The sequence below is a fragment of the Chitinophaga parva genome, from assembly GCF_003071345.1.
GTDB classification, from domain to species: domain Bacteria; phylum Bacteroidota; class Bacteroidia; order Chitinophagales; family Chitinophagaceae; genus Chitinophaga; species Chitinophaga parva.
Genome location: NZ_QCYK01000002.1, coordinates 1,623,927 through 1,648,750, shown reverse-complemented (window position 1 = coordinate 1,648,750; position 24,824 = coordinate 1,623,927). Strand labels below are relative to the sequence as shown.

Below are 24,824 nucleotides of genomic sequence, written 5' to 3'. Positions count from 1 at the left end.
GCTATGTTATTACCATTTGATACTCTCGTGCACCTGGACCGCAGCGCCGGTACGCCAGTGTACCAGCAACTGGCCAACCGCCTCATAGCCCTTATCCTGGAAGGCGCCCTGAAGCCGGGCATGCCCCTGCCAGCCAGCCGGGAAATGGCTACCCTGCTAAACCTGCACCGGAAAACGGTGATAGCCGCGTATGATGAACTGCAGCAACAGGACTGGATCTACACCGTGGAGCGCAAAGGCATTTTCATTGCGGAAAACCTGCCGGAAATAAAGCCCCGCAGCTTCAAGGCCGCTGCGCGTACCGGTGCTTATGCGGAAAATGCCAGCTTCCCTTATTATGAAGCCATGCATATAGCATTGCCCCTTTACGTAAAGCAGACCCCGAAATATACTATAGACGATGGCTTCCCCGATCCACGCCTGGCACCCATGGATGAATTGCTGAAAGCCAGCCGGGAATTGATGCGCATCCCGGAAAACCGCTATGGTCTTATCTCCGGCGCATCGGAAGGTGCATGGGCATTGCGCGAAGCGCTGACCACCCATTTAAATAACAGCCGCGGGTTGAACATCCATTCGCAGAACATCCTTATTACGCGGGGCGGGCAAATGGGCATCCACCTCGCCGCCTCCCTGCTGCTAAAACCCGGCGACAAAGTAATTGTAGCAGCGCCCAATTATCACCTGGCAGATCTTTGTTTCCAGCAACTGGGCGCCCACCTGGTGCGTGTACCGGTGGATGCAGAAGGTATTGATGTGGACCGTATTGCCTCCATTCTCGAAAAGCAGGACATCCGCCTGCTGTACATCATTCCCCATCACCACCAGCCCACCACGGTGACGCTGAGCGCTGAGCGAAGAATGAAACTCCTGACGCTGATCCGCCAGTACAAACTGCCGGTGATAGAAGATGATTACGATTATGAATTCCACTACAGCGGTGGCCCGCTGCTGCCCCTGGCCAGCGCGCCTCACCAGGGCCAGGTGATCTACATCGGCTCCATCAATAAATCACTGGCACTCCCCTTCCGCAGCGGCTACATGGTGGCGCCGCCGGATTTCATTGCGCAATGTACTTACCTGCGCCGCATGATAGACCTCCGCGGCGATACGCTGATGGAAGCATCCCTGGCAAAGCTGTTTGAGAACGGCACCATACAAAGGCACCTGAAAAAATCATCCAAGCTTTATGAGCACCGCCGCGATGTGCTGTGTGATACGCTTTCCAAACAACTGGGCAGCGCCGTGCAATTCACATCGCCGCAAGGGGGCATGGCCGTGTGGGCACAGTTCGACCCCTCCATTCCACTTGTCACCCTGGCACGCCGCGCTGGTGAAATGGGTCTCCGCATGAGCGACGGCTCTTCGTACAAGTATGGCGTAAAGGACCAGAACGCCCTGCGCATCGGCTACGCAGCCCTGAATGATGAAGAGATCCGCGCCGTAGTGGGCATCCTGCGCAAATCAGTAGAGGGAAAGTAGAGGGGCCATGCATCCGGATATTGCATGGCCCCTTTTATCCGTACAACGTACAGTGTACAACGTACTTTACATGTCGCGCCAATGATCGTTGTACGCTGTACGTTGTACATTGTACGTTTCCCTATTTCACCGCTACCTGTTCCATCTCCCAATCATCTGTTCTGAAGGGCGCCACGGGGAGCGCTCCTTTCGTGAAGATGTTGCCTACTGCGGTGTTGCTGAAATCATAGCGCACGGCTACGGGTGTCTTCACTTGTTTGGCGGACACCTCTAGTTCGTTGCCTACCACCTTTGCAGTGGCGGGATAAAAGATCTTGTCTTCACCGGCTACCAGGAGGTTCAAAGGTGTTTTACCCTTGATCTGCAGGCCCTCTTCTGCATGGTCAAAGCTGATGATGGCTTTGTCCTTTTCTACGCGCATGCTTTTATACAACGGGCTGTAAACCCCGCCAGCCGGGCGTTTGCCGTATACCTCGGTGAGGGCCAGGCCGGCCAGGCGGTCGCCCACCTGCCGTTTTTGCTTCGGATGGATGTCGTTGGTATCGCCGGCAATGTCACTGGTGATCACGATGCCGGTGTGGGGCAGGCTTGTGCTTTTAGCCTGTGCCTCGCGCAGGAGCATACCCTGGTTACTGGTACCATAGCGGAACGGTGCTATCTGTACAAAATAAAAAGGCAGGTCCGGTTGCTGCCAGCCTGTGCGCCAGGAAGTGATCATGTTGGTAAACAGCTTTTCGTACCCGGCATAGCGGTCTACGTTGCTTTCACCCTGGTACCAGATCACGCCGGCTACTGGCAGGAAAGTGAGGGGTGCTATCATACCGTTGTACAAACGGGCTGGGGCACCGGGCCACCAGGGATTGGGCTTTATTTTGGCGGCGCTTTCCATAAAATCGGGATTGGCTTTCATGGTGCTGTCGGGCGTCCAGGTCTCCGCAGGCGTGCCGCCCCAGTTTGTACTGATGAGGCCTACAGGCACATCCAGTGCACCCTGCAGGCGCTTACCAAAGAAATAAGCGGCGGCGCTAAAGGATTTCAGGTTGTTGCTATCGCACACTACCCAATGGCCTTCCACATCTTCCTGGGGGTAGGCGCTGCTGTGGCGGGCTACGGTGAAAAAGCGTAACTGGGGATGGGTGTGGGCCGTGGCCATTTCCTCGGTGATCTGTGGCATATGGCCCCAGTTCTGGTTCATCTCCATGTTAGACTGTCCGGAGCCTACCCATACTTCCCCGATCAGCACATTTTCCAGCACGATGGTGCTGCTGCCCTTAAAGGTGATCGTGTACGGGCCGCCGGCAGCGGGCGTTTGCACGGGCAGCTCAAAAGTGGCATCACCGGTACCATTCACCGTTTGGGTACGGTTGTCCCAGGAAGTGGTGATCTCGATCTTTTCGCCGGCATTGCACCACCCTTTCAGTTTTACGGTGGCATGCTGCTGTAAGACCATGTTGCTGCCCAGGATGGCCGGAAGGCGCAGGGTAGCGCTGGCGCGCAATGCGGAGGCCAGGAGCAATAAGCATAATAGTTTCTTGAACATTACGTGGATTTTAGGAGATACTAGCCTTGTAAAAATTGGAAAAAAATGGCGGAACACAAAGCAAAGAAGGTGTTTAAGTCAAAATTCTACCGTTTATGGTAAGAATTTTGCAACAATTTGCCTTACACGCTGTTTAGCGTAATAATCATTCCCTGAAAATCCAATCATCATGCAAACATTACGCATTCTCACTGCCGCCCTGCTGCTTTCCTGCCTGGTGTTCGGCAGCTCCTCCGCCCAGGTAAAGCGCTTCAGCATTGGTCCTTACATAGAAACAGGCGCGCCCACTGGCGATTTCCATGACACCCATGAAGTGGGCTGGGGCGCGGGCCTTAATGCAGACATCAAGCTCATTGCGGGTTTGGGTGTTACCGGTTCTGTAGGTTATATGCATTTTAATGGTAAAACCTATATGCAAACGGACCCGGTGAATGGCACCAGCAGCTATTCTTACCCTAATGTGAGCGCCATTCCCATCCGCGTGGGGGTAAAGTACCACTTCTTCCCCCTGCTCTACGCCAAAGTGGAAGGCGGGGTGGCTAATTTCACCAACAACAAATACCGCGACGGGGCCGCGGGTATCTTTGCACCCGGCATCGGCATCCGCATCCTGATGATAGATGCGGAAGTAAAATACGAGCTGTGGTCGCGCAATGGCTCTTCCGGCTTCTGGGGACTGAAGGCGGGCATTAATTTTTGATCATGTACATTTTATTATGGGGAAAGCGCCTTGCACCAGCGGGGCGCTTTTTTGTGTTGCTGGGCGAGGTGGGGGCCGCCGGAAGGATGATAACCCGGGAAGCGGTGAGGAATACCGCCAGAGGCTCCGCAAATTATCCGGGCATTTGTAACATTTGCGGGGCAACAACGTCTTACAGGCATCCCCTCACCCAAAATCAAGATTCCCCCGATGAAGCAACTATTCTTACTGCTGGCCTTTGCTATTGCCGTGCTTAGCACCACGGCCCAGCAAAAAAAATTTTCCATCGGCCCTTACCTGGATGGCGCCCTCTCCTTCGGAGAACTGGCCACCATCAACAAAGCCGGCTATGGTGGCGGGGCCCGGGCCAGTTTTACCCTGACACCACGATTCTCCCTGCAACTGGCCGCTGGTTACCTGCATTTTAAAACTGCAAAAGGGCATGACAATGTACGGATAGGTGATATTATCATGGACATGGACTACCCAAATCCAAAGATCAATGCCATACCGGTAAAACTGGGACTGCGTTATGAACTGCCTGCCCCTTTTTATGTGCAGGCGGATGCAGGCGCCGTGATCTTCCTGGACAATCATTTCCAGGATGAATTTCCCGGCCTTCATTACAACAGGGAGGATGACACTTTCTACACGCTCGACAACCGCTATAACAAAGGTGCCACTTTTACCCTGGCACCCGCCGTTGGCGTGCATGTTTCCAAATCCGTAGCGATGGACCTGCGCTACGAGCACTGGTTTGCAAAAACGCCCGCCGGCTTTATGGCATTGCGCGCCGCACTTTCTTTCTAAGCATGCAGCCGCTCTTACGCCGCGCGCTCCTACCCCGGGGGCGCGCTTTTTCTGGTGGTATTTTCTGAAAATCCCGTATTAAATTGCCGCGCATGATATAATTGCCGCCGGAAATGAGTAATATGCCGGTGAAAGGAAGTGTATCCACGACACTATTCCCGGTGCTCCGCGTTTTTATGAATTGCCAATACGATCTTACATACCACGGGCGGTGCCGTTATCACCGCTTTTATTGCATGCTGCTGCAGGTATTTACCTGTTTATGCCTTGTAACCATTTCGCCTGCCGCGTTTGCACAGCTACCCACTTACCAGTTCACCCGCATTGATATCAACCAGGGACTTTCCGCCGGCCAGGTAAACTGCATCCTGAAAGATGACCAGGGCTTTCTCTGGGTAGGCACCGTGTCTGGCCTTAACCGCTATGATGGTGTGCATTTCCAGGTATTCCACCATGCCCCGCGCGACAGCAGCACCCTGAGCAGCAGTTTTATCAGCACCCTGGAGCAAGGCCCTGGTGGCCGCCTGTGGGTGACCACCTTTTCCGGCCAGGATGTATATGATCCGCGCACGGAAACCTTCCGGCGCAATGCCGGTGCCGTGCAACAAGCCATGGGACTGGATTCCGGCACCGTACGCCACATTGTGCGTGACTACCGTGGCTGGTACTGGTACCTGCTACCCCAGGCAGGCCTGCAGGCTTACGATCCTGCAACGGGGAAAGTATTCCGCCTGCGCGCCGGTAAAGACAGCATCCATCTGCTTACAAATGATATTGCCAACCTGGGTACCGATGCCCGTCATCACTACTGGGTGTTGCACACCAATGGGGTGCTGGAAGATGTGGAGCCGCAACGCTTCCGCGTAGTAAAACGCTACCGCTTTTTGCCATCTGCAGCTACTGCGCAGCATTGTGCCCTGCTCATAGACCATGCGGGAGACTGCTGGATCTACAACCCCACCGGTCCAGCCGGTGTGTACCGGCTGCAAACCAGTACCGGCCAGGTAACCCTTTACCAGACCGGCCCCGGGCCCACAGCGCTGAATAATAACATTGTGCGCGGCGTGGTGGAAGATGACCAGGGGCAGATCTGGATTGGCACCGACCATGGCGGTATCAACGTACTGGATATAACGCGTACGCATATACGTTACGTACAGAATAACCCTGAAGATCCGAAGAGCCTTAGCCAGAACAGCATTAACGCCCTGTACCGCGACAGCAGCGGCATGATCTGGGTAGGCACTTACAAGCGGGGGCTGAATTATTACCACGAGCACCTTTCCAAATTTGCCCTCTACCAGCACCAGCCTTACAACCCGCAAAGCCTTCCTTATGATGACGTGAACCGTTTTGTGGAAGATGCCAAAGGCAATCTCTGGATAGGCACTAACGGGGGCGGTTTGCTTTACTTTGACCGGCAGCAGCATCGTTTTACACAATACCGCGCCGGTATGCCGGAGGCGCCGGGCAGCAACGTGATCGTAAGCCTTTGCATGGACCACGCACAAAAGCTCTGGATAGGCTCTTATTTTGGCGGGCTGGATTGTTTTGATGGCAAACATTTTACCCATTATGCCAATGATCCACGTGTGCCGGACAACAGCATCTGGGAGCTGTATGAAGACCGGCAAAAGCGGCTGTGGATAGGCACCCTGGGCCACGGCCTGTGCTGGACAGACAGCCTGCGCAAAGATTTCCACCTTGTAAACAATGACCCGTTACACCTGCTGTATATCAGCACCCTGCTGGAAGACAAAGCCGGCAACCTGTGGATAGGTGGCGATAAAGGTCTGGAAGTGCTGCAGCCGGATGGGCGCTTCAAAGTATTTACCAGCAACCCCGGAAGCCTGAGCGATAACCTGATCATCTGCCTTTTTGAAGACAGCCGGGGATGGATCTGGGCTGGTACCCGGGAAGGGCTGAACCTCTACGATCCGCAGCAGCAGCGCTTCCGCGTGTTCCGTAAAGAAGACGGGCTGCCGGATAATGCGGTGCTCAATATCCTGGAAGACGGCCAGCACCAGCTGTGGATGAGCACCACCAATGGCCTGTCTGCCCTGAGCATACAGCTGCCCGACAGCAGCTTCACTTTCCGTAACTACGGCGAGGCAGATGGGCTGCAAGGCAAGGAATTTAACGAGAATGCCGCACTGAAAACCCGCGCCGGGGAATTGATCTTTGGCGGGGGCAATGGCTTCAACCTTTTTTACCCGGATAATATTGCAGCTAATAAACAGCCGCCCCGCGTGGTATTCACCGACTTCCAGATCTTTAACAGCAGCGTACACGCGGGCGAGATCATTAACGGGCGGGTATTGCTGCCGCAGGCCATGACGCAAACGCAGTCCATCACCCTGCGTTACCGGGAAAATGTATTTTCCATCAGCTTTGCGGCGCTCAATTTCCTGCACCCCGAGAAGAACCGCTACCGCTACAAGCTGGAAGGCTTTAACACGCAGTGGCTGAGCACAGACGCCCTGCAGCAGAAGATCACGTACACGAACCTGGACCCCGGCGACTATACCTTCCGGGTCATGGCGGCTAATAATGACGGTATCTGGAATGAACAGGGCGCCACCCTTCACATAAAAATACTGCCGCCTTTCTGGCGCACACCCCTGGCCTTCCTGCTGTATGCACTGGCTGTGATAGGCGCACTGCTGCTGGCCCGCTATTACCTGCTGGAAAAAGAACGTTTCAAATTCCGCCTGGAGCGGGAGCGCCAGGAAGCACAACGCATGCACGAAATGGATGCACTGAAATTGCGCTTCTTCACTAACATCAGCCACGAGTTCCGCACACCGCTCAGTCTTATTTTATCACCGGTGGAGAAACTATTGCGCCACGCCGGGGAGCAGGCACAAAAAACGCAACTGGAGCTGGTACAGCGCAATGCCCGCCGCCTCTTGAACCTGGTGAACCAGTTGCTGGATTTCCGGAAGCTGGAAGTGGAGCCCATCAAGCTGCACCCGGCAGAAGCAGACATCATCTCCTTCCTACAGGAACTTACTGTACAATTTTCCGACCTGTCTGAGAAAAAGCAGGTGGGCCTGCAATTCCACAGCAACCTGCAAACGCTTACCATGCTGTATGACGCGGACAAGCTGGAAAAAATATTGTTCAACCTTCTATCCAATGCCTTCAAATTTACACCAGCTGGCGGGCGTGTATCCGTTACCGTTAGCCTGGTCCCGGGCGAGGGCGGAGAGCCGGACCTGCTGCAATTGCAGGTAAAGGACACAGGCATTGGCATTCCCGCGGAGCAGCAGGAGCGCATCTTTGAGCGCTTCTTCCAGCATGATGTGCCCGCGTCCATGGTTAATCCCGGCAGCGGTATAGGCCTTAGCATTACCCGGGAATTTGTGCGCCTGCACCAGGGACGCATCACCGTGGAGAGCGCGCCGGACCAGGGCGCCACCTTTACCGTGTGGCTGCCGGTCCATACGCTATCACAGGCAGCGCCCGTGAGCGGGCAGGTACACGCCGTGATCAGTGCGCCGGAAGGCAGTACCAGCGAGGCTTCCGGCCCGGCGGGCAACAAACCTTTGCTGCTGCTGGTGGAAGACAATGAAGATTTCCGTTTTTACCTGAAGGATAACCTGCGCCAGTATTTCCGCATTGCGGAAGCCGGCAACGGGCAGGATGCCTGGGAGCAACTGCAAAACCTGCAGCCAGACCTGGTGATCAGCGATGTAAGCATGCCCCTCATGGATGGCCTGCAACTTTGCGCCCACATCCGCAAGCAGCCCCGCACGGCCCACCTGCCCGTGATATTGCTCACCGCCCGCGCCGCGGAAGGCATGCAACTGGAGGCCCTGGAAAGCGGCGCCACGGAATACGTGACCAAGCCATTCAACTACGAAGTGCTGCTGTCGCGCATCCGCAACATTATCCAGCGCCAGCAGGCCTTGAGCAAGCACTTGCACCCACACCCGGAGGTAGACCCCGTGCCCGTGAGCATTACCACCCAGGACGAGCGCTTCCGGCAAGCGGCCATGCAGGTGATAGAAGCCCATTTGTCCGATCCTGGCTTTTCCGTGGAAGAACTGAGCCAGGCTTTGTTTATGAGCCGGGTGTCTGTATACAAAAAATTGCTGGCAGTAACCGGCATGCCACCGCTGGAATTTATCCGCTCGCTGCGCATGAAGCGGGCGGCCCAGTTGCTGAAGGAAAGCCAGCTTACCGTGGCGGAAGTGGCATACGAGGTGGGCTTTAATAACCCGAAGAATTTTTCCAGGTATTTCAAGATCGCCTACCATATGCTGCCCTCGCAGTACCAGAAGCGGCAGGCAGGCACCACCCCGGAACCATCCTGACCACCGGTGACCGTGCCATCGCATCATCCTGGCACTTTTCCAGGGGAGGCCGGCCAGCCTCCCCCTTTTTTTGCCCCCTGGTTAACAAATCCACCCCCATTTACAAACAAACCCCTCCCCTCCCTTTCCCGCCACCAGTCTACATTTACGCCCATTCCCGCCCCCCGATGCAGGGCGCCCACGTTTTTGAAAAATCACGCCACGTTTATATGAAGCTCAAGTTCCTTGTTCCGCTATTGCTATCCGCATTTTGTGCCAATGCCACCCCCTCCGGGAAGGTGGAAAAGCTGGAAGACGGCATGTTGGTGCACCTGGCACCTAACACACCTAATGCCACCCGCCAGGTAAAACTGCAAGTCGTTAATGACCATATTATTCACGTAAGCGCCACCCCGGCCACCAGTTTTGACACCACGGCCAGCCTGATGGTCAATTTCAGTGCACCCGCAGGCAACTGGGAGTCTGGTGAAAAGGATGGCCTGGCCTGGATCCGCACCCGTGCCATTTATGCTACAGTAAATGAAGCTACCGGGGAAGTGAATTTCTCCGATCTCCAGGGTCACCCAATCCTGCAGGAGCAGGCCGGGGGCGGCAAGACCTTCCAGCCCATCACGGTGGATGGAGAGCACCTCTATCATATTAAACAGGTGTTCCGCTCCCCGAAGGAAGAGGCCTTCTATGGCCTGGGCCAGCACCAGACAGGCCTCATGGATTATAAGGACCAGGACGTGGACCTTACCCAGTACAATTCCATCGCGGTAACGCCCTTCCTGCTCTCCACCCGCCACTATGGCCTGCTGTGGGACAACTACTCTATCAGCCGTTTTGGGGACGACCGTACCTACCAGCAGCTGGACGGCCTGCGATTATTTGACAGCCAGGGCCAGCCCGGCGCCCTCACTGCCACCTACCGCCAGCACGATAGCATTTTTACCATCCGCCGAGAAGCCTCACTGGATTATGCCTACCTGGACCAGCAGCAGGATTTTCCCAAAGGCATCGACCTGCGCAACGCTACCGTGCGCTGGGAAGGCCAGGTGTCTCCCAAAGAAGACGGCCTGCAGAAATTTTTCATAAGCGGCTCCGGTTACCTGAAGATCTGGGTGGACGGAAAACTGATGCTGGATAAATGGCGGGAAAGCTGGAACCCCGGCCCCTCCCTGTTCCGCTACGCCATGCAAAAAGGCAAACGCTATGCATTGAAAGTGGAATGGATCCCGGATTCCGGAGCGTCTTATATTTCGCTCAAATACCTGCCCCCCACGCCCGCGTCGCTGGCAGACCATATGCAACTTTCATCCGAAGCGGCCACCCGCATTGACTATTATTTTATCTATGGCGCCACGGCCGACGAAATTATAGCCGGCTACCGCACCCTAACGGGCAAGGCTACACTCCTTCCCTCCTGGGCTTTTGGTTTCTGGCAAAGCCGGGAGCGGTACAAAACCCAGGCAGAGATCATGCAGACGGCACAGGAGTTCCGCCGCCGCCACATTGGGCTGGACAATATCGTGGAAGACTGGTCTTACTGGAAAGAGAATGAATGGGGCAGCCACGATTTTGACAGCACCCGCTTCCCCGATGCAAAAGGCATGATAGACTCCCTGCATGCGGAGCACATTCACTTTATGATCTCCGTGTGGCCCAAGTTCTATGAAGGCATAGCCAACTACAACGCTTTTGATGCACACCACTGGTTGTACAAAAAAAATATTGAGAACCGCCAGCGCGACTGGATAGGGGCCGGTTATGTTTCCACCTTTTACGATGCCTACAATCCCGCTGCCCGCAAATTATTCTGGCAGCAGATCAAAGACCACCTGTTCAGCAAAGGCGTGGACGCCTGGTGGCTGGACGCCTCCGAGCCTGATATTTATTCCAACACCAGCATTGCGCAGCGTAAGCAGCTCATGAACCCTACAGCCCTGGGCTCTTCCACCCGCTACTTCAATGCATATGCACTGGAAAATGCACGGGCCGTGTATGAAGGCCAGCGCGCCGCGGCGCCAGACCAGCGCGTGTTCATCCTTACCCGTTCTGCTTATGCCGGCATACAGCGCTACGCGGCGGCCACCTGGAGTGGCGACATTGCCGCCTGCTTTGATGAGCTGGCACGCCAGATCCCCGCCGGTATCAACTTCTCCATGTCTGGCCTGCCTTACTGGACCACAGACATTGGCGGCTTTTATGTGGAAGATAAATACGACCGCCCCGCACCCAAAGGTGCTGCGCTGGAAGAATGGAGAGAGCTGAACACGCGCTGGTACCAGTTTGGCGCCTTCTGCCCGCTCTTCCGCTCCCATGGCCAGTTCCCTTACCGTGAGATCTACAACATTGCACCGGAGCATACCGTGTATTACCAGTCCATGCTGTACTACAACCAGCTGCGCTACCGCCTCATGCCTTACCTGTATTCCATAGCAGGGGCGGCCTACCACCAGGATGGTACGCTGATGCGCGGCCTGGCCATGGACTTTGCCAGCGACACTGCCGTACTGCACATTGCCGATCAATATCTTTTTGGGCCTTCCATTCTGGTTAATCCCGTACATGGCTACAAAGCCCGCAGCCGCAGTGTGTACCTGCCCAAAGGCAACGGCTGGTATAACTTCTACACCGGCCGCTACCTGCGCGGGGGCCAGCATATACAGGCCACGGCGCCGGTAGACACCTTGCCTTTGTTTGTAAAAGCAGGCAGCATTTTACCCGCGGGGCCACGCATGGAATATACCCGCCAGCTACCGGCAGATACACTTACGCTATATGTGTATACCGGTGCAGATGCGCAGTTTGCGCTCTACGAAGATGAAGGCGTGAACTACGGGTATGAGAAGGGCGCCTTCAGCAATATTCCCTTCACTTACCACGAACAAACCCATATGTTCACCATTGGTGCGCGCAGCGGCCAGTTTCCCGGTATGCTGCAGCAGCGTAGCTTCCGCGTGATCACCATCAGCCCACAGCACCCGGCTGGTTTTGATACCCACGAAGCGGGCACCCTGGTGAACTATACCGGTAACGCCACTACGATTTCCTTACACAAATAAATACTCCAATACAAATTCCACGATCATGAACCATTATTATCACTCCCACCCAACACGCCGGCTGTACAGAACAGGGCTTTTGTGGCCCTGTGTGGCGCTCCTGATGGCCACGCCCGCAATAGCCGCCAGCCCGCGCCCCCAGCCAGCTTCCGTCTATGCCATGGCTCCTGCCCATGAGCTGCACGGCACTGTGACCGGGGCTAAAGACAACGCGCCCCTGCCTGGTGTAAGCATCCAGGTACAAGGCACAAACCGAGGCACTGTAACCGGTGCTGACGGCCGCTTTACCATCCGTGTAAATGACAACGACGTACTTGTGATCACGCTGATGGGATACCAGCGACAAACCATTACCGTACATAACCAAACCACCTTGCAGATCAGCATGGCGGAAGCGGCTACCGGCCTGGATGAAGTACTGGTAGTAGGTTACGGCACCGAACGGAAAAAACTCAACACCGGCGCTATTGACCATGTGGCCAGCGCCTCCATAGACCAGCAGCACAACCTGCGGGTAGACGAAGCCCTGCAGGGGCAAACACCCGGCATACAGGTAACGCCTACCTCCGCACAACCAGGTGAGCCGATGAAAGTGCGCATCCGCGGTACAGGCACCATTGGGAATGCCAACCCGCTTTACATCGTGGATGGTGTGCCCACCTATGATATCAGCTACCTCAATGCCGCAGACATTGCCAGCATGGACGTAGCCAAAGATGCTGCCTCCACGGCCATTTACGGCGCCCGCGCGGCAAACGGTATCATCTTCGTGACCACCAAGAAAGGAAAGCGCGGTATCATCAGCCTGGGATATGATGGCTTCTACGGCGTACAAAATCCATCGCGCAAGCTACCACTCCTCGATGCCCATGAATATGAAGTGATCATGAACGAAGCCGGCATCAACTCCGGCCGTGGCCCCTACTTTACGCTGGACCAGGTGAACAGCGCCGGCAAGGGTACGGACTGGCAGGAAGCCATGTACAACAAGAACGCTCCCATTCAAAGCCACGCCATCAATGTAACCGGTGGCAATGACAAGTCTGTATACGCTTCTTCCATTTCTTACATGAAACAGGAAGGGGTGATCGGCTTCAAAGGCCAGTCTGTATACGACCGCCTGAATGTGCGCTTCAACTCCGAGCATGACATGTACAAGGACATTGTGAAATTCGGCGAGAACTTCACCTATTCCCTGTCTAACAAAAGCGGCGTAGGTGTGGGCAATATCTATGCAAACACGATACGTGGCATTGTGAACACAAGCCCCCTCTTCCCGGTGTATGACTCCGCCGGCAACTTTGCAAAATCCACCTGGAACCCGGATGAGACCAATCCCATTGCCCTCATGCGCTACCAGAATAATAACAAGGCAAAGACAGACCGCCTCATTGGCAACGTGTACCTGCAGGCCCAGCCCATCAAGGGTTTGACCATCCGCAGCGACTTTGGCCTTGACCTCAGTTACTATAACTACAACAACTACCTGCCCACTTACAACCTGTCTACCAACGTGGTGAACAACCACACCCGCGCCACCATGGGCATGCAGCGCGTAGCTACCTGGAACTGGGACAACACCGTGGCGTATGAACACAGCTTTGGCAAGCACAGATTCAATGTGCTGGCGGGCATGAGCTCACTGCAGGCAGATACTTTTTATGTGAATGGTTATAAGGAAGACCTCATCATTGCAGACCAGGACCATGCGGTGATCAACAACGGCACCAATGAAGACACCAAGCAGGTATACGGCAGTCATAACCAGATGTCGCTGCTCTCTTACTTTGGCCGTATTGGTTACAATTATGCAGAAAAATACCTGGTAACGGCGGTGTTCCGCGCGGATGGCTCCAGCATGTTCGGGCCTAACAACCGCTTTGGTTACTTCCCCTCCGTTTCCGCGGGCTGGGTGGTGAGCAATGAAGAATTTGCCAAACGCATACACGGGCTGGACTTCCTGAAAGTGCGTGCCGGATGGGGCCAGAACGGTAACCTGCCCTTGCTCAACTGGGCTTACCTGGCCACCGTTTCTTCCAACTACCAGGACTATTATTTTGGCAGTGATGAGAGCAAATATGTAGGCACCTCTCCCAACCAGATCCCCAACCCGGACCTGAAATGGGAAACATCCGAACAGGCAAACATTGGCATTGACGGACAACTGTTCCGCGCCTTCACCTTCACCGTGGAATTTTATAACAAGACCACGAAAGACTGGATCATACAACCGCCCGTACCGGTGATAGCCGGTACTTCTGCACCCCTGGTGAACGGCGGCTCTGTGCGCAACCGCGGGGTAGAAGTAATGGTGGGTTATGAAAACAATGACCACCAGCTGCACTGGCGCGTGAATGGCAACATCGGCATTAACCGTAACCAGGTAATAGACATCCCCAACACAGGTAAAGTGATCCAGGGGCAGACCGGTACCAACTACGTGGGTGGTGACGAATACTACCGCGCGCAGGTGGGCCACCCCATTGGTTATTTCTATGGCCTGAAGACCAACGGCATTTTCCAGAATGAAAAAGAAGTAAGCGCTTACACCGGCAAGAATGGCCTCATACAGCCCAATGCGCTGCCGGGTGATGTGCGTTTTGTAGACCTCAATGGGGATGGCATCATCGACAGCAATGATAAAACACAGATCGGCAACCCCTTTCCCAAATTCACGTACGGCATCAATGCAGGGGTGAACTACAAAGGCGTGGACCTGAGCCTGTTCTTCTACGGCAACCAGGGCCAGGATGTGTATGATGGCATCCGCGATTACTCCCGCCCCGTGAGCAACTACACTACGGAGATCCTGGGCCGCTGGACCGGTGAAGGCACCTCTAACCGCCTGCCCCGCATGACCCTGGGCGATGACAAGAACCTGAACATGACCCGCTCTTCCGATCTCTTTGTGCACAAGGCATCTTTCCTCCGCATCAAGAGCATTAACCTGGGGTATGATTTCAAGACACTGTTTCCCCACATGCCCATGCAGCAATGCCGCCTGTACATATCTGGCCTCAACCTGTACACCTTTACGCAGTACAAGGGCATGGACCCTGAAATTGGCTATGGACCGGACAGCTGGTCATCTGGCGTGGACCTGGGCGCTTACCCGCAACCCAAATCATTGCTGGTGGGCCTGAATGTTAAATTCTAAAAATGTATTCCATGAAAAAATTCATCATAGCAGCGGCAGGCCTTTTCCTCTTGGCCTCCTGCAGCAAAAGTTTCCTGGACAAAGGTCCGGTGGATAAAAAGACCATTGAGAACTTTTACAAAACACCGGCAGACGGTATGGAAGCCCTTACCGCGGCGTATGACGGCCTGCAGTATGGTGACTACGATAATATTACCCTCGTATCTGAGATAGCCAGTGATAACTGCTTTGGCGGCGGCGGTGAAAGTGACCTGCCCTGGAAGCGGTGGGACCGCGTGGAGAATGATGTGAACCTGAATGAAGGCGCCTGGACCCGCTACTACACAGGCATTTACCGCGCCAACATTTTACTGGCGCACCTGAATGATATAGACTGGGGTGCAGACAGTACGCTGAAAGTACGCTACCGTGCAGAGGCCCGCTTCCTACGCGCGTACTTCTATTTTGACCTGGTGCGCATGTTTGGCAATGTACCGCTGGTAGACCATCCACTGGCACCTGCAGAATTGCAGATGAAACAAGCTGCACCGGCTGATGTATATAAGTTCATCGTGGAAGACCTGGAAGCAGCAGCAGCAGACCTGAAACCCGTATCCTACAGCGCCATCCCCACCAGTGAATACGGCCGCGTGACCAAGTGGGCCGCAGAAGCCCTGCTGGGCCGTGTGTTCCTGTTCTACACCGGTTATTATCAACAGCCCGATGTGGCAGGCGTGCTGACCAAAGCACAGACCCGCACCTACATTGATGACGTGATCAACCAGAGCGGCTATGGCCTGGTAGACTCTTTCCCCACGCTGTGGCAGAGCAGCCGCAAAGCCTTTGTGGGAGAGGATAACAAGGAAACGGTATTTGCCATCAAATTTACCTACAAGGGCCTGGGCGACTGGAACAAGCATGATGGCAACCGCATGCAGGTGGATATCGGCATCCGCAATGCCGTGGACACACCTTACTACAAAGGCTGGGGCGCCGGCACGGTAACGCCTAAACTGTGGAACAGCTATGAGACCGGGGATACCCGCCGTGGCGCCACCATCATTTCCATCAATGATGAAAAGCTGGGCGTGCCCACACCTTTCCCTCAGTACACCGGCTATTTCTGGAAAAAGTACGCGATGATGTATGACGACCGCCCTGACCAGCCCTCCATTGGTGGCGACTTCCAGATAGACAACTACTATGACTTTGTCTGCATCCGCTTTGCAGATGTGCTGCTCATGGGTGCAGAACTGAACCTGGATGGAGACCTGGCCAAGGCACAGGGTTATTATGACCGGGTGCGGGACCGCGCATTCCGCAACCACTCCCACACACATACGCTGACCAATGATGCGAACGGCCTGCAGCTCATCTTCAAAGAGCGCAACCTGGAGCTGGCGCTTGAGGGCATCCGGTACTGGGACCTGCTGAGACAAGGCATGACCAAAACGAAAGCGGAGATAGATAACAACAGTACCGATCCGCAATTCCAGGTAACCTTCCGTCCGGAAACCAAAGGCCTGTTCCAGATACCGCAGCAGGAAATTTCAGTATCCAACGGTGCGCTGGTACAGAACCCGGGCTGGTCTAACTAATCATTTACGTATAATCATTACCGTTATGAAAAAATATTTTTTCCTTTTTATACTGCCCCTCTGCTGGCTGGCAGCCTGCGATCCGAAGGAGGACCGGGAAGATATGCCCAGGCCTGCTTACACTTCCAAAGACCTGCAGTACAGCATTACCCAGCAGGCGGGGTACGACAACCGCGTGATGCTGGAAAACAAAACACCGGGCGTCATTCCTTACTGGGACTACATTGTAGGAGTGAGCAACAGGCAGAAAGACACCATCGTACTGCCTTTTGCGGGCGATTTCTTCATCAAGTTCTACGCTTACACCAAGGGGGGCCCGGTGGTAGATTCCACCAAGATCACCGTGACCAATAATGATCCCAACTACTTCCATAACCCGGCCTGGAACTTCCTCACAGATGGTGTGGCTGGCAGAACATGGGTATGGGCGGCAGACGTGCCCACGGGCTTCTGCTTTGGCAATGGCTCCGGTGCAGCCACCACCCCGGAATGGTGGCAGGTGCCCGCCTCCCAGCTGGGCGATGCCGTAGCGGATGAAATGCACTTTGACCTCGATGGCGCTTACAACTATACCATCACCCACAACGGCGTTACCACCAAAGGCCTTTTCTCCCTGGACACTACGGCCATGAGCCTGAAGATCACCGGGGCGGATATTCCCAAGGGCAACGGCGTTACCTACAATATTGTGAAGCTGAACGACAATGAGCTCACCATTGTACAGCAGGGCGATGGCTGGAGGGACCTGTGGCTGTTTAAACGCAAGGGATACAATTACTAATACACACATTTTCATCGTGGACTGAAAGCCGGCAGCAGCCCCCTGTAAAACGGGACAGGTGGTCTTGCAATGCCGGCTTTCTATTTTAATTGTACATTGTACACGAAAACCATTTGCCAAATGACAACACTACTCAAACGATGCATCCTGGCAGCCGACCTGCTGCTGGGTATGAACAGCCTGCACGCAGCAGACGGTGGCCACCGCGGCACCGTGCTGTTTGACAGGGACTGGAAATTCCACCTGGGAAATGAAAACAATGCACAAGACCCTGCCTACAATGACGCGGGCTGGCGTAAGCTGGACCTGCCGCACGACTGGAGCATAGAAGGTGCCTTCAGCAAAGACGCCCCGGCTACCACCGGTGGCGGCGCGCTGCCGGGCGGCATTGGCTGGTACCGTAAAACCTTTACCCTGCCCGCCGCAGACCAGGATAAAAGCATCGCCATTGATTTTGATGGCGTATACATGAACAGTGAAGTATGGATCAATGGACATTACCTGGGCAAGCGCCCTTATGGCTACAGCTCTTTTGAATACCTGATCACCCCTTATTTACATTACGGGGCTACGCCCAATGTGATGGCCGTAAAGGTGAATAACGACCAGCAGCCAAACTCCCGCTGGTACAGCGGTTCCGGCATTTACCGCCATGTATGGCTCACCATTGCGCCCAAGGTGCATGTGGGCCATTGGGGCACCCACATTGCCACACCGGAAGTAAGCACACAGCAGGCCACCGTGGTAATGCATACCATTCTTCGCAATGAAGATGAGCAGGCTAAAACTGTATCCCTCACCACTACCCTGCTGGATGAGTCCAACAAACCGGTGGCTGCTAAAACACAGCAGCAGCAGGTGCCCGCGGGCGATAGCATAACGGTGAGCACCACCTTCACCGTGAAAGCACCCCGGCTCTGGAGCGTAGACCGTCCCTACCGCTACACCGCGCAATCCGTGGTAACCGCCGCAGGACAAAACGCAGATACCTACAAAACACCTTTCGGTATCCGCTACTTTAAGTTTGATGTGAACAAAGGCTTCTCACTCAATGGCAAGCCACTCAAAATACTGGGTGTATGCAACCACCATGACCTGGGCAGCCTGGGTGCGGCTGTCAATGACCGCGCACTGCAACGCCAGCTGGAACTGCTGAAAGACATGGGCTGCAATGCCATCCGCACCAGCCACAACCCGCCAGCACCGGAGCTCCTGGACCTTTGTGATAAAATGGGCTTCATCGTGATGGATGAATCATTCGACATCTGGAAACACGCCAAGACCACTTACGATTACCATTTGTATTGGGATGAATGGCATGCCCGCGACCTGCAGGATATGCTGCGCCGTGACCGTAACCATCCTTCCATCATCATCTGGAGCGTAGGGAATGAAGTGTGGGAACAGGGAGAAGACAATGGCCCTGGCATTATCCGCGAACTGCGGGCATTAGTGCGTGCCATGGACACCACCCGCCCTATTTCCACGGCCAATAACGGCGTGGACAAAGGCAATAAGCTGATCAACTCCGGTGCCCTGGACCTTACCGGCACCAACTATCACGAGTCCATGCTGGACACCATCCAGCAGATGTTTCCCGGCAAGCCTTACATTGGCACGGAGAATACTTCTGCGCTGGAAACCCGCGGCTTTTATGATATGCCGGCAGACAGCATCCGCCGCTGGCCCCTGGACAAGGGCGCACCCGGCCACATGAATGAAGACCTTACCTGCTCTGCTTATGATAACGTAAGCGCGCCCTGGGGCGCCACGCATGAAGAAGCGTGGAAGATCATAAAGCGGCATGATTATATGTCCGGCATGTTTGTATGGACCGGTTTTGATTACCTGGGTGAGCCCACCCCGTACGACTGGCCCGCGCACTCCTCTTACTTCGGCATCATAGACCTGGCAGGCATTCCCAAGGATGTGTACTACATGTACCAAAGTGAATGGACCAATAAAACGGTGCTGCACCTGCTGCCCCACTGGAACTGGGCAGGCCGCGATTCTGTGGATGTATGGGCATACTACAGCAATGCTGATGCCGTGGAACTCTATGTGAACGGGCACTCCGCAGGGGTGCGCAGCAAAAAAGGAGACGAGCTGCATGTATCCTGGAAAGTGGCTTACCAGCCCGGGGAGCTGAAAGCGGTATCGCGCAAGGATGGCAAAGTAGTGCGCACGGAAGTGATCCGCACGGCCGGTGCCCCGGCTAAGCTGGTGCTGGTAGCAGACCGTAATAAACTGCAGGCCAGCGGCACGGATCTTTCTTTTGTAACGGTGCGCGTGGAAGACAAAGATGGTAACCTGGTGCCGGATGCGGATAACCTCGTGCATTTTAGCCTCACCAATAATGGTTTCCTGGCAGGGGTGGACAACGGCAACCCGGTAAGCCTGGAGCCTTTCAAAACCAGTGAGCGCAAGGCTTTCCATGGCAAGTGCATGGCCATTGTACAGGCAAGGCCGCAGGCAGGAAAGATCGTGCTGACCGCCACGGCGGAAGGAATGGCGCCGGCCAGTGTGAGTTTGGAGGTGCGTTGATTGTAACAGTAACATATATTATACGTACAAATCACAACCAAAGCCCTGTCCATGCTCCTCCGGAGTAACACGCCCATGATACACCTGGCCCTCAAGGCAGGCCGCGCCACCGCGGGGAGCGACTTTGTATTTGATACCGGTGCGCATTACAACGTGATCGGTTTTGGGCCTTTTTAAAAGCGAATAAACTACTGCTCAGCGGCCTTGACCCGTATGACGTGGGATCTACCGTGAGCATGGGGCAGGCAAGCAATACTTACGCAGGTTACCTGGGTTGGGTGCAGGTGGGTCAGTTCCGTTTTGAGCAGGTACCGGGTACGTTCCAGGCATTCCGCCCCGGTGATGAGCAATGGGCACATGCAGGAGACGGTTCGCTGGGCATTTTGCTGATAGCACGCTAGAACTTTGTGCTGGACCTGGGGAACCGTCAATTCAATTTCCGCCCTAACAAACAATATAACGCAGTTTTTTTTGAAATGACGTTTAGTTATACCGACCATTAACCCATTGCAGCTACCCGGGTTTTGAATACAAGAAAGCCACTGCCTGTTGAGGGAGCGGCTTTTGATAAAAATTCTCCTGTAGTCGTTATTTTCCTGTTTAACCAGCCAGTACTAATAACACTATTATGCCCTACGATTACCTCTTCAAAAACGATTAAAGAGTAAAAACATACCAAGTATCAGGGAAACGTTGGATTATCTAACGCCATTCATTTATTTTACATAAAAAAAATGATCGTTTTCCTCGTTTTCTTTATCCTCTTTTTAACAGTGCTTATTCCGCTTATACTGCTTGCATTATATCTTTCGAGCACCAGAATAGAAAAGAATGTCATTAAGGCTCTTAATCAGCATGGACTCAAACTGGTGTCAATTGAAAAAACCAGTCGCACTTTCAAATACAAAGAACGTTCTTCCGATTTTACAGTCGCCGATTTATTTCAAATGAATCTCATGCCTGGCGTGCGCAGCGTGAGTTTTCGCGCAATCACTTATCTTACAAAAGATAACCAAACAATTACAAGCCTAGCAGCTATTGAAACCAAGACAAACAATACTTTGGAGATATACTTCGAGTCCCTGCGGTCATAGCATATTATTTACACCTGACGAGAATTGATTTACTTCTTTTTATTGGGATCATAAGTCAACTCCAGCTTAATGCCACCTTGAATACCTAAGATTACCCCGGCGTCTCCGCTTATGCCCACCGAAAATTTCGTCACATTGTCACCATTTAAATCATTGTGTTCCCGGGTCGCATTTGTTGCAATCGGAACCGGCCCCAGAGTTATAGATGCCCTCCCTTCCACAGTTGTCTTTTTTTCGATATATCCATTTTTGTCTACATCATATGTTGCATCCTTTGTAATTCCTGCACCAAAGCCTCCAGAGACTCCCGGCCCCACTGGAACACTCATTGACATGCTATAACCCTGGCTTGTTTTAATTTTACCGTCTACAAGCATCTCATTTACCTCCGTAGTATTCCTTATATCTCCCAATGCCGCATTGCCATCTTGCGCTATTCCGAATTTATAACCGATGATCTGAATACTGCCAGCAAAGTACCACAGGAGTAGCTGTGGGCAAGGTTACGTTACTGGGCGTATTAATCTGCGCATAAATTAAATATGGGGTAAGACTGAGCAACAGCAATCCCGATATTTTCCGGAACAAAAATACAAATGACATGGGTATAGGTCTTTTTGAGTTAAAAACAAGATTCAAGAGCTAACAGTAGCTGCCATATCATAGTTCACAACACACAAACTAAAAAAACATTTGGAATAACCATAATTAATTTCTGATAGCATTGTCCCTGTCATTCATACTACATTTTACTATGTGGATTCATATAAAGTTCATTGAATTCATCTACGGTAAAGGAATCTCTCTGTAACAAATAATACAAACCCAAACCTGTTACAAACTGTGCTGAATCACGGTTCCATCCTTACAATTGCCATGTGAATCCCTAATTCGTTGTGTCACATGCGCCTTAGTCATGTGATACCGCCAAGCGTATACGCGCACCGCTGCAAACAGTATCAATGGCAGTATCAACGACAACCATGCCTGAAAGAAAGACACAAAACGCTTTCTACCAGATGCGTCCTTATACTTCGAAAGAAGCGACGCCAGTCTACGCGAGTCAAAAAAATAATACACAGCAGCTATCCATAACGCAAACACCGGTAAAAACCATTCGGCCGCATTGCTTCCCGTCCATTTAAATATATCTATTTCCGCAAAGTGCAGCAGCGCTTCTGCCAGGAACCGAAAGGTAAAAAACTGGCTCAAAGCCACAAGTAATGCGGCACTAAAACGAGGCGGCATTCCAAACGCCATACTTACACGGTAAAAACTGATAAAAATACGATTGTACATACACATTGGGCATTAAGACCTGCAGTCAAAAGTTAAAACTACAACATCTATTGTAAATTCCTTTGCTCACAAAAAAAGCCGGCGCATCCTGCACCGGCTTTTTCATTATTGCCTTAAGAACAGCGTCTACTTCACACCATTCAGTTGTTTGATCAGGTCTACTTCCTCCTGCTTGTACGGCGTGCCATCCGGGCGGAAAATATCATGGAACCACAGCTTAGGCTCGCTGCCATCTGGAATAGGCGTATCCCATGCATAAATGGTATTGGTCTTACCCGCTACAAAACCCCAGTTAATGGCGCCTACATTTTCCTTTTTCAGCATGGGCAGTACCGTTGCAAAAGTACTGTTGCGCGGGCGAGCCATGTATTCTGTGCAGATCAGCGGGCGGCCGTAAGCTTTCAGCAGTTGCACCACGCGTTCATGCCAGTTCACTTCTTCGTAATCGTGGTAAGTGATCACGTCGGAGTGCGCCACCTGGAAAGCATTCAGTTCCTCCAGGTTCCAGGACCACAGGCCTGCGCTGACGGGCTGGTCGGGATTTACTTCCTTGGCCCACTGGAAGATCTTGGTCAGCAGGGGCAGGGATTTGTTGCCTTTGCCGCTGTTGCCGGGCTCATTATACAGGTCCCACAGCAGGATGCGTTTATCATGCGCAAACGTCGTGAGTACATCCTTCACGTATTTTTCCAGCTCAGGGAAGTTGGCCGCATCTTCAGACGCGGGCTGGCCGGGGTCCTGCATCCAGCCGGAGTTGTGGATACCGGGTTTGGGCGCGGGCTGGGTACCGGCTTTCGGTTCCTTGTTCCAGCAGTCGTCAAAGAAAACGAACATCGGCTCAATGTGGTGCTTTGCCGCAATAGCCAGGAACTGGTCTACCCGCTGCTTGAAGCCTTTGGGATCTTCTTTCCAGGCCACGCTGTGCAGGAACACGCGCATGGTATTGAAGCCAATGCTTTCCGCATAGCCAAATTCCTGGTCGATGGTCTTGGGATCAAATGTGGCGGCCTGCCACATTTCCAGCTGGTTGATGGCGGTATGCGGGATGTAATCCGCTCCCGTAAGCCATTTGTGTGTTTTGTACCAGGCATTCGCCTTTTCGGCGGTCCAAACCTTTGCTGCCTGCTTGGTCTGGGCCATGGTAGCGTTAGTGAGCCCTGCTGCCAACAGTGCACATAACAGTGGAACTTTGAATCTGGTTTTGATCATGATATCGTGGATTTACCTTAAACGTACAATATACGCTTAAATAGGAAATAACCAAATGGATTTCCACGAACGTACGTTACCGTGCCTGTTTTTCAAACCGGTAATATGGCTTCACCAGGTAATTTACAAACTCCCCCGCGGAGCCGCCATTGTCGATCTCCGTTTCATAATTTTCCCATACGGAACGGGGTACTTCAAAGTAGTTATAGGCGTCGCCATCAACGTAGATCACCGTCAATACGCGGCGCCGCGCATCATAACCCGCTATGCGGATGCTGCTGCTTTGCGGGGTTGCCCGCCACACCATAGCCATTTGTTTCCTGCTTAACTTACCTCTAAAATAATCTTTCCTGCTGCGTGCCCGGTTTCACTATAAGCATGGGCTTCGCGCACGTCCTGCAGCGGAAATATTTTGTCGATGACCGTGCGCACCTGTTCTCTTTCTATCAGTTTTGCCATTTGTTCCAGCCTGGCTCCATTGGGCTGCACCATACCGTAGCCGGTGCGCAGGCCCAGTGCGGCCACTTTTACTTCGTCCGGCCGGGCCACGGTGGTGGTAATAGCCCCACCCCGCTTCAGTATTCCATATGATCTTTCCAACGTGTCTCCTCCTATCGTATCCAGCACCACATCCAGGTCTTTTACCACCTGGCTGAAATCCTGGTTCCGGTAATCTATCACCTGGTCTGCACCAAGTGATCTTACCAGGTCGGTGTTCCTGGCAGAGGTGGTGGTGATCACATATGCGCCGGCCGCTTTGGCCAGCTGTATACCGTAATTACCCACTCCTCCACTGCCGCCGTGTATGAGCACTTTCTGCCCGGGGCGCAGGTCTGCCTTGTCAAACAACATCATCCAGGCTGTAAGGCCTGCTAACGGTACACCGGCTGCTTCTGCCGGCGACATATTCCCTGGCATTAACGCCAGTTCATCCTCTCTTATTACAATGTATTCCGCATAACCACCAGGCCTCGTAATGTCCGGCCTTGAATACACGGCATCTCCCGGCTTGTAACGCAGGGCCATGGAGCCGGTTGCATCCACCGTGCCCGCAATATCCCAACCCAGGATCTGCGGAAATTGGGAGGGGAAAGCACCTTTTGCATGGCCCGCGCGGATCTTCCAGTCCACCGGGTTAATGCCACAGGCCTGGATCCTCACCCGCACTTCCGTGGGGCCTGGCTCAGGCAGCGGGGCGTCTTCATACTGCAATACTTCGGGGCCGCCGAATGCGTGAATGCGAACAGCCTTCATAACAGTTGTGG

Annotated in this window: 18 protein-coding genes; 12 read left to right on the top strand and 6 right to left on the bottom strand. The window is 53.6% G+C overall.

The window, feature by feature from the left end:
* Nucleotides 1–3 precede the first annotated feature (3 nt).
* Nucleotides 4–1,482: a MocR-like pyridoxine biosynthesis transcription factor PdxR gene (pdxR, locus tag DCC81_RS16980; protein WP_108687776.1), complete on the top strand. Its 1,479-nt coding sequence runs from the start codon at nucleotides 4–6 to the stop codon at nucleotides 1,480–1,482.
* Nucleotides 1,483–1,603: 121 nt separating this feature from the next.
* Here pdxR and DCC81_RS16975 read toward each other — a convergent pair whose 3' ends face one another.
* Nucleotides 1,604–3,022 carry a sialate O-acetylesterase gene (locus DCC81_RS16975; protein WP_108687775.1) on the bottom strand — a complete coding sequence of 473 codons (1,419 nt, stop codon included), beginning with the start codon at nucleotides 3,020–3,022 and terminating at the stop codon, nucleotides 1,604–1,606.
* Nucleotides 3,023–3,191: 169 nt separating this feature from the next.
* Between DCC81_RS16975 and DCC81_RS16970 the strand changes: the two genes are divergently transcribed.
* From DCC81_RS16970 to DCC81_RS16930, 11 genes are all read left to right on the top strand, one after another.
* Entirely contained in the window at nucleotides 3,192–3,722 is a 531-nt protein-coding gene (locus tag DCC81_RS16970) for a hypothetical protein (protein ID WP_108687774.1), read from the top strand.
* 210 nt (nucleotides 3,723–3,932) lie between these two features.
* Entirely contained in the window at nucleotides 3,933–4,532 is a 600-nt protein-coding gene (locus tag DCC81_RS16965) for an outer membrane beta-barrel protein (protein ID WP_108687773.1), read from the top strand.
* A 113-nt stretch (nucleotides 4,533–4,645) separates the two neighbouring features.
* Nucleotides 4,646–8,851, top strand: coding sequence for a hybrid sensor histidine kinase/response regulator transcription factor (locus tag DCC81_RS16960; RefSeq protein ID WP_240613009.1), 4,206 nt, complete (start codon nucleotides 4,646–4,648; stop codon nucleotides 8,849–8,851).
* A 209-nt stretch (nucleotides 8,852–9,060) separates the two neighbouring features.
* Nucleotides 9,061–11,898: a glycoside hydrolase family 31 protein gene (locus DCC81_RS16955; protein ID WP_108688295.1), complete on the top strand. Its 2,838-nt coding sequence runs from the start codon at nucleotides 9,061–9,063 to the stop codon at nucleotides 11,896–11,898.
* A 25-nt stretch (nucleotides 11,899–11,923) separates the two neighbouring features.
* Nucleotides 11,924–15,055 (top strand): SusC/RagA family TonB-linked outer membrane protein, encoded by a 3,132-nt coding sequence (locus DCC81_RS16950; RefSeq protein WP_108687771.1) that lies wholly within the window; start codon nucleotides 11,924–11,926, stop codon nucleotides 15,053–15,055.
* An 11-nt stretch (nucleotides 15,056–15,066) separates the two neighbouring features.
* Nucleotides 15,067–16,632: a RagB/SusD family nutrient uptake outer membrane protein gene (locus tag DCC81_RS16945; protein ID WP_108688294.1), complete on the top strand. Its 1,566-nt coding sequence runs from the start codon at nucleotides 15,067–15,069 to the stop codon at nucleotides 16,630–16,632.
* 25 nt (nucleotides 16,633–16,657) lie between these two features.
* On the top strand, nucleotides 16,658–17,413 hold the full coding sequence (locus DCC81_RS16940) for a hypothetical protein (RefSeq protein ID WP_108687770.1): 756 nt from the start codon (nucleotides 16,658–16,660) through the stop codon (nucleotides 17,411–17,413).
* A 120-nt stretch (nucleotides 17,414–17,533) separates the two neighbouring features.
* Nucleotides 17,534–19,957, top strand: a complete 2,424-nt coding sequence (gene galB / locus DCC81_RS16935; protein WP_108687769.1) for a beta-galactosidase GalB — start codon at nucleotides 17,534–17,536, stop codon at nucleotides 19,955–19,957.
* A 51-nt stretch (nucleotides 19,958–20,008) separates the two neighbouring features.
* The gene (locus DCC81_RS25970) at nucleotides 20,009–20,134 is read left to right on the top strand and encodes a hypothetical protein (RefSeq protein WP_262510168.1); all 126 of its coding nucleotides are present in this window, start codon (nucleotides 20,009–20,011) and stop codon (nucleotides 20,132–20,134) included.
* Nucleotides 20,135–20,175: 41 nt separating this feature from the next.
* Nucleotides 20,176–20,358: a hypothetical protein gene (locus DCC81_RS25390; protein ID WP_133177693.1), complete on the top strand. Its 183-nt coding sequence runs from the start codon at nucleotides 20,176–20,178 to the stop codon at nucleotides 20,356–20,358.
* Between the two features lie 333 nt (nucleotides 20,359–20,691).
* Nucleotides 20,692–21,051, top strand: coding sequence for a hypothetical protein (locus DCC81_RS16930; protein ID WP_108687768.1), 360 nt, complete (start codon nucleotides 20,692–20,694; stop codon nucleotides 21,049–21,051).
* A gap of 29 nt (nucleotides 21,052–21,080) precedes the next feature.
* On the opposite strand, the gene DCC81_RS16925 is transcribed toward DCC81_RS16930, so the two are convergent.
* From DCC81_RS16925 to DCC81_RS16905, 5 genes are all read right to left on the bottom strand, one after another.
* Nucleotides 21,081–21,464: a hypothetical protein gene (locus DCC81_RS16925; RefSeq protein WP_133177692.1), complete on the bottom strand. Its 384-nt coding sequence runs from the start codon at nucleotides 21,462–21,464 to the stop codon at nucleotides 21,081–21,083.
* 421 nt (nucleotides 21,465–21,885) lie between these two features.
* Nucleotides 21,886–22,350, bottom strand: a complete 465-nt coding sequence (locus DCC81_RS16920; protein ID WP_133177691.1) for a hypothetical protein — start codon at nucleotides 22,348–22,350, stop codon at nucleotides 21,886–21,888.
* Between the two features lie 126 nt (nucleotides 22,351–22,476).
* Nucleotides 22,477–23,559 (bottom strand): glycoside hydrolase 5 family protein, encoded by a 1,083-nt coding sequence (locus DCC81_RS16915; protein ID WP_205686355.1) that lies wholly within the window; start codon nucleotides 23,557–23,559, stop codon nucleotides 22,477–22,479.
* 76 nt (nucleotides 23,560–23,635) lie between these two features.
* A complete protein-coding gene (locus DCC81_RS16910; RefSeq protein ID WP_165806622.1) occupies nucleotides 23,636–23,866 on the bottom strand; it encodes a KTSC domain-containing protein in 231 nt (76 codons plus the stop codon).
* A 17-nt stretch (nucleotides 23,867–23,883) separates the two neighbouring features.
* The gene (locus DCC81_RS16905) at nucleotides 23,884–24,813 is read right to left on the bottom strand and encodes an NADP-dependent oxidoreductase (RefSeq protein WP_108688292.1); all 930 of its coding nucleotides are present in this window, start codon (nucleotides 24,811–24,813) and stop codon (nucleotides 23,884–23,886) included.
* Between the last annotated feature and the right edge of the window lie 11 nt (nucleotides 24,814–24,824).

What these genes read in the sequence shown, in the direction of transcription:
- DCC81_RS16950 (WP_108687771.1), top strand. Translation starts at nt 11,924, where the DNA reads ATGAACCATTATTATCACTCCCACCCAACACGCCGGCTGTACAGAACA.
- DCC81_RS16930 (WP_108687768.1), top strand. Translation starts at nt 20,692, where the DNA reads ATGATCGTTTTCCTCGTTTTCTTTATCCTCTTTTTAACAGTGCTTATT.
- DCC81_RS16955 (WP_108688295.1), top strand. Translation starts at nt 9,061, where the DNA reads ATGAAGCTCAAGTTCCTTGTTCCGCTATTGCTATCCGCATTTTGTGCC.
- DCC81_RS16960 (WP_240613009.1), top strand. Translation starts at nt 4,646, where the DNA reads ATGAGTAATATGCCGGTGAAAGGAAGTGTATCCACGACACTATTCCCG.
- DCC81_RS16970 (WP_108687774.1), top strand. Translation starts at nt 3,192, where the DNA reads ATGCAAACATTACGCATTCTCACTGCCGCCCTGCTGCTTTCCTGCCTG.
- galB (WP_108687769.1), top strand. Translation starts at nt 17,534, where the DNA reads ATGACAACACTACTCAAACGATGCATCCTGGCAGCCGACCTGCTGCTG.
- DCC81_RS16975 (WP_108687775.1), bottom strand. Translation starts at nt 3,022, where the DNA reads ATGTTCAAGAAACTATTATGCTTATTGCTCCTGGCCTCCGCATTGCGC.
- DCC81_RS16940 (WP_108687770.1), top strand. Translation starts at nt 16,658, where the DNA reads ATGAAAAAATATTTTTTCCTTTTTATACTGCCCCTCTGCTGGCTGGCA.
- DCC81_RS25970 (WP_262510168.1), top strand. Translation starts at nt 20,009, where the DNA reads ATGCTCCTCCGGAGTAACACGCCCATGATACACCTGGCCCTCAAGGCA.
- DCC81_RS16920 (WP_133177691.1), bottom strand. Translation starts at nt 22,350, where the DNA reads ATGTACAATCGTATTTTTATCAGTTTTTACCGTGTAAGTATGGCGTTT.
- DCC81_RS16915 (WP_205686355.1), bottom strand. Translation starts at nt 23,559, where the DNA reads ATGATCAAAACCAGATTCAAAGTTCCACTGTTATGTGCACTGTTGGCA.
- DCC81_RS16910 (WP_165806622.1), bottom strand. Translation starts at nt 23,866, where the DNA reads ATGGTGTGGCGGGCAACCCCGCAAAGCAGCAGCATCCGCATAGCGGGT.
- pdxR (WP_108687776.1), top strand. Translation starts at nt 4, where the DNA reads ATGTTATTACCATTTGATACTCTCGTGCACCTGGACCGCAGCGCCGGT.
- DCC81_RS16945 (WP_108688294.1), top strand. Translation starts at nt 15,067, where the DNA reads ATGAAAAAATTCATCATAGCAGCGGCAGGCCTTTTCCTCTTGGCCTCC.
- DCC81_RS16965 (WP_108687773.1), top strand. Translation starts at nt 3,933, where the DNA reads ATGAAGCAACTATTCTTACTGCTGGCCTTTGCTATTGCCGTGCTTAGC.
- DCC81_RS16905 (WP_108688292.1), bottom strand. Translation starts at nt 24,813, where the DNA reads ATGAAGGCTGTTCGCATTCACGCATTCGGCGGCCCCGAAGTATTGCAG.